The sequence below is a fragment of the Ralstonia flaminis genome (assembly GCF_958415495.1).
Taxonomy (GTDB): Bacteria; Pseudomonadota; Gammaproteobacteria; order Burkholderiales; family Burkholderiaceae; genus Ralstonia; species Ralstonia flaminis.
Window position 1 is genome coordinate 381,969 of record NZ_CATZLL010000004.1, and the last position, 17,200, is coordinate 399,168.

15 protein-coding genes and 1 tRNA gene are annotated in these 17,200 nt (G+C 62.0%); 5 read left to right on the forward strand and 11 right to left on the reverse strand.

The features are described from left to right. Positions 1–115: 115 nt before the first annotated feature. Together R2N11_RS08640 and R2N11_RS08645 are read right to left on the reverse strand one after the other, a co-directional pair. On the reverse strand, positions 116–2,053 hold the full coding sequence (locus R2N11_RS08640) for a sensor histidine kinase (RefSeq protein ID WP_316680802.1): 1,938 nt from the start codon (positions 2,051–2,053) through the stop codon (positions 116–118). Positions 2,054–2,165: 112 nt separating this feature from the next. After that, complete coding sequence (locus R2N11_RS08645; protein WP_316680803.1) at positions 2,166–2,849, reverse strand: response regulator transcription factor; 684 nt, start codon at positions 2,847–2,849, stop codon at positions 2,166–2,168. A gap of 186 nt (positions 2,850–3,035) precedes the next feature. Here R2N11_RS08645 and R2N11_RS08650 point away from each other — a divergent pair, with 186 nt between their 5' ends. From R2N11_RS08650 to R2N11_RS08665, 4 genes are all read left to right on the forward strand, one after another. Next, positions 3,036–3,311, forward strand: a complete 276-nt coding sequence (locus R2N11_RS08650) for a hypothetical protein (protein ID WP_316680804.1) — start codon at positions 3,036–3,038, stop codon at positions 3,309–3,311. 44 nt (positions 3,312–3,355) lie between these two features. Further along, a complete protein-coding gene (locus tag R2N11_RS08655) occupies positions 3,356–3,640 on the forward strand; it encodes a hypothetical protein (RefSeq protein ID WP_316680805.1) in 285 nt (94 codons plus the stop codon). 110 nt (positions 3,641–3,750) lie between these two features. Next, a complete protein-coding gene (locus tag R2N11_RS08660; protein ID WP_316680806.1) occupies positions 3,751–4,131 on the forward strand; it encodes a hypothetical protein in 381 nt (126 codons plus the stop codon). 93 nt (positions 4,132–4,224) lie between these two features. After that, positions 4,225–5,181 (forward strand): patatin-like phospholipase family protein, encoded by a 957-nt coding sequence (locus R2N11_RS08665; protein WP_199027072.1) that lies wholly within the window; start codon positions 4,225–4,227, stop codon positions 5,179–5,181. 63 nt (positions 5,182–5,244) lie between these two features. Here R2N11_RS08665 and R2N11_RS08670 read toward each other — a convergent pair whose 3' ends face one another. The 5 genes from R2N11_RS08670 to R2N11_RS08690 form a co-directional block, all read right to left on the reverse strand. After that, a complete protein-coding gene (locus tag R2N11_RS08670; protein ID WP_199027074.1) occupies positions 5,245–5,892 on the reverse strand; it encodes a C40 family peptidase in 648 nt (215 codons plus the stop codon). Between the two features lie 241 nt (positions 5,893–6,133). After that, on the reverse strand, positions 6,134–7,789 hold the full coding sequence (locus R2N11_RS08675; RefSeq protein ID WP_316680807.1) for an ABC transporter ATP-binding protein: 1,656 nt from the start codon (positions 7,787–7,789) through the stop codon (positions 6,134–6,136). Beyond that, a complete protein-coding gene (locus tag R2N11_RS08680) occupies positions 7,786–8,916 on the reverse strand; it encodes an ABC transporter permease (RefSeq protein WP_199027078.1) in 1,131 nt (376 codons plus the stop codon). The genes R2N11_RS08675 and R2N11_RS08680 overlap by 4 nt, the downstream gene beginning before the upstream one ends. 14 nt (positions 8,917–8,930) lie before the next feature. Continuing rightward, the gene (locus R2N11_RS08685; RefSeq protein WP_316680808.1) at positions 8,931–9,983 is read right to left on the reverse strand and encodes a microcin C ABC transporter permease YejB; all 1,053 of its coding nucleotides are present in this window, start codon (positions 9,981–9,983) and stop codon (positions 8,931–8,933) included. 28 nt (positions 9,984–10,011) lie between these two features. After that, positions 10,012–11,910 (reverse strand): extracellular solute-binding protein, encoded by a 1,899-nt coding sequence (locus tag R2N11_RS08690; RefSeq protein WP_316680809.1) that lies wholly within the window; start codon positions 11,908–11,910, stop codon positions 10,012–10,014. 318 nt (positions 11,911–12,228) lie between these two features. Between R2N11_RS08690 and fabI the strand changes: the two genes are divergently transcribed. Then, entirely contained in the window at positions 12,229–13,023 is a 795-nt protein-coding gene (gene fabI / locus R2N11_RS08695) for an enoyl-ACP reductase FabI (protein WP_021194147.1), read from the forward strand. Positions 13,024–13,210: 187 nt separating this feature from the next. On the opposite strand, the gene R2N11_RS08700 is transcribed toward fabI, so the two are convergent. The 4 genes from R2N11_RS08700 to R2N11_RS08715 form a co-directional block, all read right to left on the reverse strand. Beyond that, positions 13,211–13,304: transfer RNA gene (locus R2N11_RS08700), tRNA-Ser, on the reverse strand. 150 nt (positions 13,305–13,454) lie between these two features. Next, entirely contained in the window at positions 13,455–14,705 is a 1,251-nt protein-coding gene (locus tag R2N11_RS08705) for an aspartate kinase (RefSeq protein ID WP_199027082.1), read from the reverse strand. 96 nt (positions 14,706–14,801) lie between these two features. Next, on the reverse strand, positions 14,802–16,223 hold the full coding sequence (gene tilS / locus R2N11_RS08710; protein ID WP_199027086.1) for a tRNA lysidine(34) synthetase TilS: 1,422 nt from the start codon (positions 16,221–16,223) through the stop codon (positions 14,802–14,804). Beyond that, positions 16,192–17,160, reverse strand: coding sequence for an acetyl-CoA carboxylase carboxyltransferase subunit alpha (locus tag R2N11_RS08715; protein ID WP_199027088.1), 969 nt, complete (start codon positions 17,158–17,160; stop codon positions 16,192–16,194). Before R2N11_RS08715 ends, tilS begins: the two co-directional genes overlap by 32 nt. Between the last annotated feature and the right edge of the window lie 40 nt (positions 17,161–17,200).

The following is a 17,200-nucleotide window of genomic DNA, read 5'->3' on the forward strand; positions in this document are numbered from 1 at the left end:
CGCAATGGGATCATCAGCGGCCTCTGTCAAAACGCAAATTATAGCAACCGCGCCCTGCTCCCTTGCCGTCGCGTTCGCGTTAAGACCAGGCGGTTGGTATTGCCGGCGAGATGCCTCACCGGGTCAGCGGCAGCCATAGCGTGAAGTGCGTTCCCGTTGGCCCTGAACGCCAACCCACCGTGCCGCCGATGGCATGGGCGCGGCGTTGCTGGTTGTGCAAACCCCGCCCGGCGGCGGCGGCCAGCGCATGCCTGACGTCGAAGCCTTGGCCGTTATCGTCGATGCTCACCGTCACGCCCTCCCCCACACGGGCGGTGACCACACGAATCTCGCTGGCGCGGGTGTGGTGCAGGATGTTGGCGATGCTCTCCTGCACGATGCGCAGGATGTGCAGTGCGCTGGAAGGGTCCAGCCATGGCAGCGCGGGCAGCGCCTGCACCTCCCACCGCAGGGCGATGCCGGAGCCCTCCAGGCGAGGCTCCAGGCGAAAGCGCAGCGTGGCCAGCAGGAGCAACAGGTCGGCTTCGATGGGCTCCATCGAATCGATGGTCAGCTTCAGGTCATCCAGGCAGCCCTTGAGGATTTGCGAGACCTTGAGATCGCTCACACCGCCGTGCTCTACCGACCGGATCGCGCTGATCAACGATGCGCCGAGCCCATCGTGCATGTCCTGCATCAAGCGTTGCCGCTCGTCGCTGATGGTTTGCCGCAGCGCGGCCTCGCGCAGCAGGCGGTGGCTCTCTTCCAGCTCCGCCTCGCGCGCTTGCAGGCGATACGCCAGATTTGCATTGACCTGCTCGACTTCAACAATCGCACTGATATAGCGCCGGTACATCAGGAAGCCGAACACGCCGAATGTGACGGCGTTGGCATATGCGCCGAGAAACCAGCCCTCCACGCTGATCACGTTGTTGTAGATCAGCCATTCCGACATCCCCAGCAAGCTGCAGACACACAGGCCCACCGCCACCAGAAGCCCATCCACCGAGCGCCGCCAGGAACTGATGGCCCCGACCACGCTGACCACCACGCTCTGCACTACGGCAACACCGTAAATCACCGGCACGAGAATCGACGTGCTCGGATAGACCGGCAGCACGCCAACCATGGGTAGCGACAGCACGCTCACCACCAACGACACGCCAATCACCGCGCGCGTCAGCCATGTGAGCCGACGGCCATGCAACTGCCGCATAAATAGATGAATAACCGTCAGTAGCCAGAACAACGCGTTGCTGGTCAGCCAGGCAAACCAGCCGCCAACGATGGGCAAGCCCACGTAGTAGTGCAGATGCCCAGCAAACGAAACGGCAGCAAGGTGGAAGAACAGCAGATAGCGGCGCTCATGACCGCGCCGGAACCACACGAACAGGGCAAAGACACCCACCGCCAAGAATGCCGCGCTAAGCGTTGCCGGCAATTCGCGCTGCAGCCACTGTCGGGCGTAGTAGCGTCCGCGCAATGCATCGGCAGGCCCGAGCCAGAACGAGGAGATGGCTTCCCGAGTATGCGGTGGGTGTTGGATACGAATCAGGATTTCTGTCGGTGGCGCATCCTCTACCGCGTTGTCCAGCACCACCCACAGGGGCGTGAACAGGCTATTCCATAGCGGGCCGTGTTCTTGCGCCCGATGCACCAGCCTGCCGTTGGCATACACGGCGATGGTGCCCTCAGTCTTGATACGAACGCCGTACAGCACCAGAGGCTGGCCGGGATCAGGCACCCCATGCACGGACAATCTGTACCAGTCTGTGCGGACGCTGCCAGCGGCACCTGCGCTCGCGCCGGTTTGCTGCGGCAGGGCGAACGGCTGCGCATAGGGCAACACGACGGGTTGCCAGACGCCCGGCAAGGTCTTGCTATCGACGGTTGCAGGCGGCGGTGTCCGATCCGGCACATCGGCGTTCAGCAAATCGGCCTGCGTGAGATGCCGTGTAGCGTCGGGCAACTGCGTGCCATCCGCTTTCAGATACCAGACGCCTACCGCCATCAACAATGCCAACGACAAAGCAAAGACCGCGTTGGCAAATAGAGAAGCGGGCAGGATTTTCATGCCGCAAGCATATCGCCGGCAGCATCAAATCAAGTTCCCGGTTTTACCCCCTCGCAAGAGGGGAATGACGAATGCGCGGTGATTGAAAAAGGGCGAAACCGCAGTCCACGCGCTAATCGTCCAATAATCCGAGCTTTCTCGCCTCGTAAATGGCTTCTGCCTTGGAAGTCACCTTGAGCTTGCTGTAGATACGCCGAACAAACGAGCGCACGGTGAAGTGGGACACCTGCATCAGTCTGGCGATTTCCTGCGCGGTAAAGCCTTTGGTAATGAGGTCGAGCACTTCTTTCTCGCGAGCCGACAGCAGATCCGGCGCAGCGGCCTGCTCGCGCGCACCGCCGCTGCCTTGGCGAAAACGGGCCAGGATCTGCCGGGCAATGATCGGGCTGATCGGGCTGCCACCGCTGGCGAGGCTACGGATTTCGTCCAGCATCCGCGCCGGCGAGCTGTCTTTGAGCAGATAGCCTGCCGCGCCGGCTTCGATCGAGCGCATCACGTTCGTCTCATCGCCAAAGTTGGTGCTGACCATGATGCTGCAGCCAGGCCAGCGTTGTGCGGCTGCCTGGATGACGTCGATGCCGGAGCCATCCGGCAAACCCAGGTCGACCAGTAGTACGTCTACCGGTGTCCCCTGCAGTATCGCCAACCCCTCGGCCCGCGTGCCGGCCTGCCCGGCCAGCCGCATGTCCGGCGCCGTATTCACTGCATGACTGACTGCAGCGAGAAAACCCGCATCGTCCTCGACGATGGCGACGCGAATATGCGGCGGGGCTGAATCGGTGCGTGCAGTTTCCATGGGGAAATAAATGTACGACGGTTCAGGGCCGGCGATTGTAGCGCCTTTGTTCTACAGACACCGGGTACCGCATCACCGATATTCACGCTGATTTTTGAGACACGGGAAACGGTCCTATCAACCTGCGGCTGTCGGTCGCAACGGCAACAGGTTCTCTCTCAATGCGACCTTCTAGGAGTCAATAACATGACGCAAATCGTTGGCGGTTGGACCGAATTCGATTATGAAATCACAGCCGAAGCCAAGACGGTACTCAAGGAGGCCATCGGGAATCTCGTGGGCGTGCAATACACCCCGACGGCCTTTGCAACGCAGGTGGTTGCCGGCACCAACTACGCGTTCCTGTGCACCGGCACGACCACCTACATCACGCCGCACACGCAATTCCCGGCACTGGTCTATGTGCACAAGCCGCTGTCGGGCGATGCACACCTGACCGAGATCCGCCACATCAAGCCGTAATCCTCAAAGATCGCTCTCAAGCGACGCCTTCAGGAGCAGAGCACATGGCTGGTTTCAAAGTGTTCAACGACTCAGATCAGAGCATCTGGGTAACGATCTACGATCCGTTCGGCCAGCAGATCGGCTACGGCAACGTGGATAAGGGCAAGAATCACGAGTTCACGTCGGGGTTCTATGCGATCGGCTCGCAGTACAAGCTGCTCGCCGAGTACCCGACCGCGGAGCCGCACCGCTGGACGACCACGACACGCCAATACCTGACCAAGACGGACCACGACTCGATCCACTTGCGGGGTGACGCGTCCGGCGGGCACTGGCACAACCCTTGACGCCTCCTGCGTACCAAAACCTAAGGCACCGCGAGGTGCCTTTTTTGACGCCGCCGAATCCTACGCCGTACGGGAACCGGCACTCACCAACACCCCCACCGGAGTCAACGATGCGTACGCCTCTATTAGCCACCGTGCTGCTTGCGCTCACCCTGCCATCGACTGCAGCACCGGCCTTCATTCTCACCGTCAAGAATGAGACCCAAAACTGCACCTGGATCACCATCTATCAGTCCTACAGCATCAGGCCGTGGGAAATCCAGCACGCGCGTTTTGTCAGGCCTAATGCTATCGAAAGATTTAGCATTTCCGACAACGCAGATCTCAGAGTGCGCGCAGAAGTCAAAGACTCAGCCCAATGCGGCAATACGCCGAATATTGCTGATGTGCACGATTGGCGCAAAGATCCCCCGTTCCCCCGGGAGAAACCCTTCAGCGCACGGGTCGTCAAAACGGGAGACGGGAGGTTCCATCTCTGGATTCACAACTGACGGCAGCGGCGCGCTCAGCTTGCCGTCGATCTTTGGCACAATGGCGGCCGGCCGCGCACCTTCGCGCGACCCCTGGGCCCTCAAAATCGATCCATGCAACGCCGCCTCTTTCTGGGCGCCGCCGGCGCCTCCCTGCTCTCCGCCTGCACCGTGACGGGCTTCTCGTCCGGCAAGACTGACACCCCCGTGACGCCGCCGACGGCCGTGCTGCCGCCCACGGCACAGCCTGCCACCCAGCCCGTACGCATCGGGCTGGCGCTGGGCGGTGGCGCCGCGCGCGGCTTCGCGCACATCGGTGTCATCAAGATGCTGGAGGCACAAGGCATCCAGATCGACTTCATTACCGGCACGAGCGCGGGTAGCGTGGTGGCAGCCATCTACGCGTCGGGTATGTCCGGCCTGGAGATGAACCGCATGGCACTGAAGATGGACGAGGCCATGATTGCCGACTGGGCACTGCCGTTCGGCACGCGCTTTGGCGGCTGGCTCAAGGGTGAGGCGCTGGAGAAATACATCAACCGCCTCGTGAAGCAGAAGACCATCGAACAGATGCGCACTCCGCTGGGCATCGTCGCCACGGACCTGGCCAGTGGCAAGCCGATCCTGTTCCGCCGCGGCAATACCGGTCAGGCGGTGCGCGCGTCGTGCAGCATCCCGGGAGTGTTCCAGCCCGTCACCATCAGCGGGCATCAATATGTGGATGGCGGATTGGTGGCGCCGGTACCGGTCTCGTACGTCAAGCAGATGGGCGCAACATTCGTGATTGCCGTGAACATCTCCGCAGACCCGTCCAACCAGGCGGTCTCGGGTCAAGCCAGCATGCTGCTGCAGACGACTGCCATCATGGGTCAGAGCATCAACAAGACAGAATTGGCGCAAGCCGACGTGGTGATCACGCCATCCCTGCCGTTTGTGAAGGGCAGCGACTTTACCGCGCGCAACGAGGCCATCCTCGCCGGCGAGCAAGCCGCACAGGCCGCCATGCCATTGCTGCGTGAGAAGCTGCGCTTGCCGCAAACCGCGGTGGCCGCTCCGCTGCCGGCGCACTGACTCCCAATCGATACGCAACAAAAAAGACCGCCGTGGCGGTCTTTTTACTGAGCGCTGACCAGATCAGCCGCCGTACAGAGCCAGCGGCTTGCCAGCAGCGTTCGGGTCCACGCGCTTGAGTTGCTCGACAAAGTTGTCAGCGCCTTCCTTGATCGGGGTACCCGAGCTGTTCTCGATGCGGCGCGCACCGTTATAGCGCGTCACCCAATACGAGGCCGTCATGTCATCCACGCGGATCTTGCTGCCGGTGGACGGTGCGTGCACGAACTTGTTATCGCCGATGTAGATGCCGACGTGCGAGAACGTGTGGCGCATAGTATTGAAGAACACTAGGTCACCGGGGCGCAGTTCGGCCATGTCGACGCTCGTGCCAACGCGGCTCATCTCAACAGCGCGGCGCGGCAGCAGAAAACCGAAGGTGTCGTTGAAGACGTAGCGGACAAAGCCGCTGCAGTCGAGGCCCGATTCCGGCGTGTTGCCGCCAAAACGGTAACGCAGACCAATCATGCCCAGTGCGTTCATGACGACGTCGCCGGTTTTGGTCATGACGTTGGAGATGAGACCAGGCTTGGCTTCCGGCTTCACGTCGGCCCGAACTTCCGTGTCCTTGAAGACCGTATCAGCCTGCACTGCACTCGACACGATCACGCCGCAGCCGATCACAACCCCTACCGCCAGGCGCGCCATGGAATGAAGTACGAAGTGCTGCATCGGTTCTCCTGGGAAAGTCGGAATGATCGGCTCTTTATGCGTGAATGCAAATGAGACGCGTCCGAATCCTGCTCAAAACAATCTCGCAGGATGATAAAAGTCACACTTTGACTTGTCAAAGGTCGTTACAAATTCGCCTGAATTCATATGCGAATCAGGCACTTAGACATGACTTTAGAAGCGCACCCTTACAATGCAGACCTTTCAAAACTGCACTCTTCTGGGGCGCAGTCGGCCGTTTTTACGGGTTATCCCTTGACGGTATGAGCGAAGCGGCGGCCATCAGCTTGCAGGTATAGGGGTGTGAGGGTGATGCCAACACCACTTCCGTGTCGCCCTCTTCCACCACTTTTCCGTCCTTCATCACGACCACGCGATGCGACATTGCACGGATGACGGCGAGGTCATGGCTGATGAATAGATACGACAGGTTGTACTTTTTCTGAAGCCCCCCCAGCAGCGACAGCACCTGCTGCTGAATCGACACGTCAAGTGCTGAAGTCGGCTCATCGAGCACCAGCACCTGTGGTTTAAGGATCAGCACACGTGCAATCGCAATGCGTTGACGCTGCCCACCGGAGAATTCGTGCGGGTAACGCCCCAGCGCGGTGCGATCCAGCCCCACTTCGCGCAGCGCTTCGATCACGCGATGCCGACGCTCGGTCGGGTTCACGTGCGGCTGATGCAGCGCCAGGCCCTCGCCGACGATCTCTTCGATCGTCATGCGGGGCGAGAGCGAGCCATAGGGATCTTGAAACACCACCTGCATGCGAGCACGCACCGCGCGGCGCTCATCGCGCGAGATGTGCAGCAGCGAGTTGCCGAGAAAGCGCAGGTCTCCACCCCTGGGCGTCTGCAGCCCGAGCAGCGTCTGCGCGAGCGTGGTCTTGCCCGAGCCCGATTCACCGACGATGCCCAGCGTTTCGCCTTCGCGCAATTGCAGCGAGACGGCATCGACCGCGGTAAACGGATCACTACGGAACCAGCCAGCAAACCCCGGGCGATGGCGCTCGTAGGTGACGGTGAGTTTGTCTGCCTCGAGCAGCACGGGCGCAAGCGGCACCAGCGGCAGCACGTCACGCTGCGGGCGGCTTTCCAGCAGGCGCAGGGTGTATGGGTGCTGCGGGGCCGCGAATACGGTTGCTGTGTCACCGGACTCCACCAGCACGCCGCGCTCCATGACGCCAACACGCTCGGCAAAGGCGCGCACCATGTTCAGGTCGTGCGTGATCAGCATGATGGCCATGCCAAACTCGCCCTGCAACTCGCGCAGCAACTGCAGGATCTGCATGCGCACGGTCACGTCCAACGCTGTGGTCGGCTCGTCCGCCAGCAGCAGCTTGGGCGAGCACGCAAGGGCCATGGCGATCATCGCGCGTTGGCGCTGGCCGCCCGAGAGCTGGTGCGGAAAGGCATCAAAGCGGCGCGGCGCCTCGGCGATGCCAGTACGCTCCAGCAGCGCAATGGCGCGCGCCTTGGCGGCACGCTTGTCGAGCCCCTCGTGCAGCTCCAGCGTCTCGACGATCTGGTTGCCGATGCTGTATAGCGGGTTGAGCGCCGTCATCGGCTCCTGGAACACCATGGCCACGTCGGCGCCACGCAGGCCGCGCATCTCGCGCTCGCTGGCGGCCAGCAAGTCACGGCCTTCGAACAGGATGCGACCGCTGTATTGCGCGTCGGCCAGCAAGCGCATGATCGACAGTGCCGTGACCGACTTACCCGAGCCCGACTCCCCCACCAGCGCGAAGCGCTCACCGGCATGCAAGTCGAGGCAGACATGCTTGACGGCCTCGGTTGCCTCACCGTGCTCGGATTCGAAGTGCACGCACAGGTCGTCCAGCCGCAACAGCGGGCCGTCGTACTTGGGCCCGGAGGAACGCAGATCAACGCGGGTCATTTCACCCCCGCCGGCTTCTGGCGCGCACGCAGTTGCGCGAACGACAGGCGCGTGTCGAAGGCGTCGCGCAGTGCGTCGCCCATGAAGGTCAGCAACACCAGGGTCAGCACAAGCACCACGAAAGTCGATAGCGAGATCCACCACGCATCAAGGTTGGCTTTGCCCTGCGCCAGCAACTCGCCCAAGCTGGGCGTAGATGGCGGCACGCCGAGGCCGAGAAAGTCGAGACTGGTCAGCGCCAGGATGGCCGCGCTCATACGGAACGGCAGGAACGTGATGACCGGCGTCAGGCTGTTGGGCATGATGTGGCGCCACATGATCTGCCAGCTGGAAAGACCCATCGTCCTCGCAGCCTTCACATAGTCGAGCGAGCGGTTGCGATAGAACTCGGCACGCACATAGTCAGACAGGCTCATCCAGCCGAACAGCGACAGCAGGATGATCAGCAGCCCGAGACTGGGGGTGAAGATCGACGCGAAGATAATCAGCAGGTACAGCTCCGGCATGGAGCTCCAAACTTCGATCAGCCGCTGCGACCACAAATCAAAGCGTCCACCAAAGAAGCCCATCAGCGCGCCGGTCAGCGTGCCGACGACCACGCCGATCAGCGTAAGCGCCAGCCCGAACAGCACCGACACCCGGAAGCCGTACAGCAGCCGCGCGAACACATCACGGCCGCGATCGTCCGTACCAAGCCAGTTCTCGGCCGATGGCGGCGCTGGGTTGGGCTCCTTCGAGAAGTAGTTCAGCGTCTCGTACGAATACGGATTGGGCGGGTAGATCGCAAAGCTCCCCGGCTCCTTAAACTTGTCACGGATAAATGGATCGAGGTAATCCGTGGGTGTCGGAAAGTCGCCGCCGAAGGTTGTCTCCGGGTAGGTCTTCACGATGGGGAAGTACCAAGTGCCGTGATACTTCACCACCAGCGGCCGATCGTTGGAGATGAGCTCGCCGCCCATGCTGAGCACGAACAGCACCACAAACAGAATCAGGCTCCAGTAACCCAATCGGTGCTGCTTGAAGCGTCGCCAAGCGCGCTTGAGCGGCGACGGCGAATGGCGGACCGCATGCGCGTGCGGCACAGCCGTGTTGGTCGGATGGGCAGATGTGCGTGAATACTGAGTCATGATCGCCTGCCCGCCTATCGCCCGACCGAGCCGAAGTGAATACGCGGATCGACCAGCACATAGCACACGTCGGAGATCAATCGCGCCCCTAGGCCGATCAACGTGAACAGGTACAGCGTGCCGAGCACGACCGGGTAGTCACGGCGCATTACCGCCTCATACGACAGCAACCCCATGCCATCGAGCGAGAACAGTTGCTCGATCAGCAGCGAGCCCGTGAAGAACGCGCCGATGAAGGCCGCCGGAAAGCCGGTCACCAACGGCAGCAGCGCATTGCGGAAGATGTGCTTCCACAGCACGCGCCGCTCCGACAAGCCCTTGCTGCGCGCAGTCAGCACGTATTGCTTGCGGATCTCCTCCAGAAATGCGTTCTTCGTCAACATCGTGATGACGGCAAAGCTGCCCACCACGGATGCCGTCACGGGCAGTGCGATGTGCCAGAGGTAATCCGTCACCTTGCCGAGCAGGCTGAGCTGGTCCCAGTTGTCAGACGTGATGCCGCGAATCGGAAACCACTGGAAAAACGTTCCGCCGCCAAATAGCACCAGCAACAGCACGCCCAGCACGAAGCCCGGAATGGCATAGCCAACCAGCACGATGATGCTCGTCACCAGATCGAACCGACTGCCCGCCCGCACTGCCTTGGCGATACCAAGCGGCACCGCTATCAGGTAGGTCAGGAAGAACGTCCACAGCCCAATCGAGATCGAAACCGGCAACTTGGACTTGATGAGCTCCCACACACTGCGGTGCTGGAAGTAGCTCTCACCCAGGTCGAAGCGGGCAAACCGTCCAAGCATCAGGAAGTAGCGCTCGACCGGACCTTTGTCGAAGCCATACAGCGCGCGGATCTCTTTGATCTTCTCGGGGTCGACTCCGCGGCGACCGCGGTAATCAAATGCCCCGCCACCGCTAGCCTCGCCGACACCGTTGCGCCCCTTCATCTCCAGCATCATCTGCTCGACCGGACCGCCGGGCACAAACTGGATCACCGCAAAGGTGAGCGTGACCACGCCGATGAGCGTCGGGATCAGCAGTAGCAGCCGTTTGATCAGGTAGGCAAACATGGTGTCACCGATACGGTCATTGGGCGGCTCATTTGGCAGACTCCGGCTGGCGCCACCAGGCCGTCAGCACCCAGGCCTCGGCCGAGTAGTAGTACGGCAGGCGATCCGGATACATCAGGTTCTTGTTGTAAGCGACGCGGTGCACGGCCGAATACCAGTGCGGAATCACGTAATAGCCGTGCATCAGCACACGATCGAGCGCGCGCGAGGCGATGATCAGCTCATCGCGGTTGTTGGCACGCAGCACATCGTCGATCAACGCATCCACAGCCGGCGACTTCAGACCGATCACGTTGTCTGAGCCCTGCTCGTCCGCCGCCGCCGAACCGAAGCGATCCTTCAGCTCATTGCCGGGGCTCTGCGAATCGGGAAAGCGCAGCGAGATCATGTCGAAGTCGAACTCTTCGAGCCGCTTCTGGTACAGCGCAAAATCGGTCATGCGCTGGTTGACCTGGATGCCGAGCTTCTCCAGGTTGCGCACATACGCGGCCATGACACGGCTCATTGCCCCGCCGTCATCGAGCATCTCGAAGACGAAGGGCTCGCCGCGAGCGTTGCGCAACGCACCGTCGGAATACGTCCAGCCGGCCTGGGCCAGCAGGCGGCGCGCCTGGCGAAGGTTGTCACGCAGCGAACTGGGCGGATCCGTCGAGGGCGGCGCGGGCAGGATGCCGAACACGTCCGGATCGAGCTGGCTGCGCAGCGGCTCCAGCAGTGCCAGCTCGCCCTTGCTCGGCATGCCGGTCAGCGAATCGGAGGCGGCCAGCTCACTGTTGGTGAAATAACTGTCAAGCCGGCGATACGCTCCATAAAAGAGTTGCCGGTTGAGCCACTCGAAATCCAGCGCCAGCGTGAGCGCCTTGCGCACCCGCAAATCCTGGAACAGTGGTCGACGCAAGTTCATCAGGAAACCCTGCATACCCGCGCCGTTGCGGTGCGGAAACTCGCTCTTGATGAGCTCCCCGCTGCGGAACTTCACGCCCACGTAGCTCTTGGCCCAGTTCTTGGCAAGGTACTCGACCATCGCGTCGTACTCGCCGGCCTTGAACGCCTCCAGACGCGCGGTCTGGTCCTTGTAGAGCTTGTACTGAATGCGCTCGAAGTTGAACGAGCCGCGCCGGACGTTCAGCTCACGGCCCCAGTAGTCCGGGTTGCGGCGAAAGGTAATGCCGCGCGACGGGTCAAAGCGCTCGATGACATAGGGACCGCTGGCAATCGGGTCCTGGAACGTGAGCTTATCGAAAGTCGCGTCCCTCCCCCCATCCGGATCGTCCGGTTTGCCGCTGCCCTTGCCCCACTTGGGTGAGAACACCGGCAGGCCGCCAACGATCAGCGGCAACTCCTTGTTGCGGCGCTTGAAGTCGTAGCGAATGGTGGCGGCATCCACCACCGTCACCTTGGACACATCGGCTGTCATGCTGCGATAGGCGGGGCTGGCGCCCTTGCCCATCAGCATGTCGTAGGAGTACTTCACATCGGATGCACGCACCGGATCGCCATTGGAGAAACGTGCGCGAGGGTTGATGTGGAAAGTAACCGAGAGTTCGTCCGGTGCGACCGTCACATCGTCAGCCAGCAGGCCGTAGCCGCTGGCAGTCTCATCCCAGCTTGTGATGAGCAGAGTCTCGAACACGAGCTGCGTCAGCCCCGGCGCAGACGTGCCCTTGATCGTAAACGGATTGAACTTGTCGAAGCTCGTGCGCCGGTCGGGGTTGCCCAGCAGCAGCATGCCGCCAATGGGCGCCTTCGGATTCAGATAGCCGAAATTCGAGAAACCGGCCGGATATTTGAGATCGCCATATTCCGCATAACCATGCGCCGCCCAGGCCGGTGCCGCGCAGAAGGTCGTCACAAGGCAGGCCAGCGCTGCGAGGTGCTGCCGATGTCGTCGCCAGTACGGCTGATGTACCGCTGCAAGTACGCCCATTGCGCTCATTGCGCCCCTTGCCCCCGTTGTCCCTGCATGCGTGGATCCAGATCGATCACTGTATGAAAACCTGTTTCAGACGATTCTAACGCCCTATTCGGGCTTTCCCGTCAATTCTGGCCCGGGGATCGTCCCGCATTGACAAGGGTGACACGGCAACGAATGCAGCACATGCAGCGGCACCCAAAAGCGCAGACGCCCAGCGCTTTCCGGTATCATCGCGCCGACCCTAATTGCCTCGTGCCCTCCAGATACCGCTGCTGAGTGACCGCAGTGACATACGGGCGCGACGCTGCCCCACATTTGTACGGAGAAACCATGGGATTCCTCGCTGGCAAGCGCATTCTGATTACCGGCCTTCTGTCCAACCGCTCGATCGCCTACGGCATCGCCAACGCCTGCAAGCGCGAAGGCGCTGAACTGGCCTTCACCTACGTCGGTGAACGCTTCAAGGACCGCATTACCGAATTCGCCAACGAGTTCGACAGCAAGCTGGTGTTCGACTGCGACGTCGGCAGCGATGAGCAGATCGCGAAGGTGTTCGAAGACCTGGGCCAGCACTGGGGCCACTTCGATGGCCTGGTGCACTCGATCGGCTTTGCGCCACGCGAGGCGATTGCCGGCAACTTCATCGATGGCCTGTCGCGCGAGTCGTTCCGCATCGCGCACGACATCTCGGCGTACAGCTTCCCGGCACTGGCCAAGGCCGCACTGCCGATGCTGTCGCCCAATGCCTCGCTGCTCGCCCTGACCTACCTGGGCGCCGAGCGCATCGTCCCGAACTACAACACGATGGGTCTGGCCAAGGCCTCGCTGGAAGCCGGCGTGCGTTACCTGGCCGGCGCGCTGGGGCCGAAGGGGATTCGAGCCAACGGCATCTCGGCTGGCCCGATCAAGACGCTGGCCGCATCCGGCATCAAGGATTTCGGCAAGCTGCTCAAGTACATGGAAGACGTGGCCCCGCTGCGCCGTAACGTCACCATCGAAGAAGTCGGCAACGTGGCTGCGTTCCTGCTGTCGGACCTGGCCAGCGGCGTGACCGGCGAGATCACCTACGTCGATTGCGGCTTCAACGTGACCGCAGGCGTGCCGGAGAGCGTCGGCCAAGGCTGATGCGCCGATGCATGTGCGCCATCTTCGGATGGCGCATGCACGTGAAGCCCGCCGAGGCGGCAGACAAAGAAAAAGCCCGCATGGCGCAAACCATGCGGGCTTTTTGACGTGCAGTGCAATGCGAGCCGTCACGTCAACTCGACTCGCATCCGCCTGTTATATGCGCTTCCCGCGAGAAGCGCCAAACTGGCGGAGACGGAGGGATTCGAACCCTCGATCCAGGTTTTGGCCCGGATGCTCCCTTAGCAGGGGAGTGCCTTCGACCTCTCGGCCACGTCTCCCAAACTGACCGTCGCACGAAGGAGCCCGTGCAACGAAGCGCGTATTCTAGCCACTTCACCCCACCTGGTCAACGACAACTGCATGACACGCGGTGAGAATCTGTGGCTCCCGAGGGTCGCCACCCCGGCCACCCGGCACCGGTCAGTCAGTTACGCCTGATCCAGCTCGAATGCTTTGTGGAGCGCGCGCACGGCCAGCTCCATGTACTTCTCGTCGATCAGCACCGAGATCTTGATTTCCGAGGTGGAGATCATCTGGATGTTGATGCCCTCTTCCGACAGCGTGCGGAACATCTTGCTGGCGATGCCCACGTGCGAGCGCATGCCCACACCCACCACCGACACCTTCGACACCTTCGGATCACCCGACACGCTGGCGGCGCCGATATGGCCCTTCACGCTGTCATTCAGGATCGCCAGTGCGCGCTGGTATTCGCCGCGCGGCACGGTGAAGGTGAAGTCCGTCTTACCTTCCACCGACTGGTTCTGGATGATCATGTCGACGTCAATATTGGCATCGGCAACCGGACCCAGGATCTGATAGGCGATGCCGGGCTTGTCCGGCACACCGATCACGGTGATCTTGGCTTCGTCGCGGGCAAAGGCGATGCCGGAAATGGCGGCGGCTTCCATGTTCGAATCTTCCTCAAAAGTAATCAGCGTGCCCGAGTTCATCTCGACGTCGAGCGACATCAGCGGATCAGTCAGCGACGACAGCACGCGGGTCTTCACGCGGTACTTGCCGGCAAACTCCACCGAGCGAATCTGCAGCACCTTGGAGCCGAGGCTGGCCATTTCCAGCATCTCTTCAAAGGTGATCTTGTCCAGGCGGCGGGCGTCGTCCACCACGCGCGGGTCGGTCGTGTACACGCCGTCCACGTCGGTGTAGATCAGGCACTCGTCGGCTTCGAGCGCGGCAGCAACCGCCACGGCCGAGGTATCCGAACCACCACGGCCGAGCGTGGTGATGTGGCCTTCGTCGTCAATGCCCTGGAAGCCCGTGATGACAACCACGCGGCCGGCGTCGAGATCAGCGCGTACGCGCTCGTCGTCGATCGACTGGATGCGGGCCTTGGTGTAGGCGGAATCGGTCTTCACCGGCACTTGCCAGCCGGTGTAGCTGCGGGCGTCGATGCCTTCAGCATGCAACGCGATGGCCAGCAGGCCCACGCTCACCTGCTCGCCAGTCGAGGCAATCATGTCGAGTTCACGCGGGTCAGGCTGGGCCGAAATCTCTTTGGCCATACCCAGCAGGCGGTTGGTTTCGCCGGACATGGCCGACGGAACGACCACGATCTGGTGACCGGCACGGTGCCACTTGGCAACGCGCTTGGCGACATTCTTGATGCGTTCAACTGAACCCATCGAGGTGCCACCGTACTTGTGAACGATGAGAGCCATCTTGGAAAGATCGAGAGGAGGCGGAACGGTGCAAAAGCCTTTGAAAATACAGCAGTTTGCATCGATCGGCAAGCAATTCGCCGGTGAAGATGTGTATTAGAGCGCACCCTGGACGGTCGCAAACCATGCGATTTGCCAGCCCGGGCCGCTGGCAGCGACCGCTCGGTCCACGCCCAGGCCGGCCGCAAAAACCAATGCATCACCGGCGTACAGCAGCGGCAAACGCTGGCGCTCCCAGGCCGGAATACCGGCTTCCTGATAGGCCTGCTTGAGTGCGCGCGACGGGCCGCCCGGGCGCAGCACGATGCGCTCACCACCACGGCGGTGCACCAAAGACAGCGGCGCTTGCAAGGTTTGCACCGCAATACCGTCTGTTGCCACGGGTGAAAACACCAGCGCCCCACCCCACTCGGCGACATTCACGCGTTGATCGGCCTGTCGCGTCGGGTCGAACAGCCCGGCATCAATGGCAACAAACACTGGCGTGGACGCACCACCGACAGCGGGCTCGATCCACGCAGCCCCGCGATAGCGCCTGACGCGCCCAGCCGGCAATGCAATGCACAGCGCGCCGTCGCTGCGCGCATCAATCAACTGTGTGCGTAGATCCTCAAGGCGGCCCGTGGACAGCGCACGCATACCCGCTTGGGCCAGCCATGCGCGGAGCACCGCGCGCTGACGCGGCTCAGACAACGCCGCCAATAACGCCACATCGAGTTCACCCGCCGAGGCGATCTGCGCCAGATCCGCCTGCGCAATCTCGTCGATCAACGCTGCGGCATCCGCCAGATGGGCCGCACTGCGAGCAAGCGCTTCACGATAGGCGGGGAAATGCCCTGCCATTCCCGTCAGCAAAGGCCGCAACGCATTGCGTGCGTACCGCGCATCCTCGTTGGAAGGATCGTCGATCCATTCGAGCGCGTTGGCTTGTGCGTACTGCTCGATGTCCGCGCGTTGCGCGTCCAGCCACGGGCGCAGCAACGTCAGACCACCCGCGCGGGTCATCGGCATGGCGGAAAGGCCGTCGAGACCAGCGCCGCGCATCAGTTGCAGCAAGACAGTCTCGGCCTGATCGTCCTGGTGATGCGCGGTGAGCAGAATCGTCGCGCCGGTTTGCACGCACAGGTCAGCCAATGCGGCATAGCGGGCCTCGCGCGCCGCCGCTTCCACACCTCGCCCCGCATCGGTGGCAACGTTCACACGGCGCGCATGGAATTCAACACGCGCGGCCTGGGCCATGCGAGCGCAAGCGGACTCCCACGCATCTGCGTCTGCTTGCAAGCCATGGTGAATATGCAGGGCGACAAGGCGCACGCGCACGCCAGCATCGCGCCACGCGGCGCACGCGTGCAGCAGCGCCGCGGAATCACGCCCGCCGGACAGGGCAATCGCCACCGTCGGCACCTCGCCAGAAACAACAAAGGCCGCACACGCGGCAACGCGTTGTGCGACCTTATCGACCAGCAAGGCCTGCCGGGCGAACAAATCAGCGCCCTTCGATTTCCTTGAACTTGCCATAGGCCATCAGGCGCTCATGACGGCGCGCCTGCAATTCCGACGTCTTCATGCCCTGGAACTGGCGCAGCGATTCAGCTAGTGCGCGCTTGAGCATCGAGGCCATGCCCTTCGGATCACGATGCGCGCCACCCAGCGGCTCGTTGACGATCTTGTCGATCAGGCCCAAGGCCTTGAGGCGATGCGCCGTCAGCCCCATCGCCTCGGCGGCTTCCGGTGCCTTTTCGGCGGTCTTCCACAGGATCGACGCGCAGCCCTCCGGTGAGATCACGGCATACGTGGCGAACTGCAGCATGATCACCGAATCGCCCATGGCGATGGCCAGCGCGCCGCCCGAACCGCCTTCACCGATGATGGTGGCGATCAGGGGCACCTTCAGGCCAGCCATCACGAACAGGTTGTGACCGATGGCTTCCGACTGGCCGCGCTCTTCAGCATCAATACCGGGGAATGCACCCGGCGTATCGACGAAGGTGAAGATCGGCAGGCCGAACTTGTCGGCGAGTTCCATCAGGCGCTTGGCCTTGCGGTAGCCCTCGGGCTTGGACATGCCGAAGTTGCGCAGCGCGCGCTCCTTCGTGTCACGGCCCTTCTGGTGGCCGATCACCATGCATGCCTGGCCGTTGAAGCGCGCCAGACCGCCCACGATTGACAGGTCGTCCGCGAAGGTGCGGTCGCCGTGCAGTTCGTGGAAGTCGGTGAAGATTTCGCGGACGTAATCGAGCGTGTACGGACGCTGCGGGTGCCGGGCGATCTGTGCGACCTGCCAGGGGGTCAGGTTGGCGTACAGATCTTTGGTGAGCTGCTGGCTCTTGGAGGCCAGGCGGGAGATTTCTTCAGAAATATCGACAGCGGAATCGTCTTGAACGAATCGAAGTTCTTCGATCTTCGATTCAAGTTCTGCGATCGGCTGCTCGAACTCCAGGAAGGTTGTTTTCATGGATCTTCTGAAAGGCTCTTGAAGGCGCGCATTCTACCGG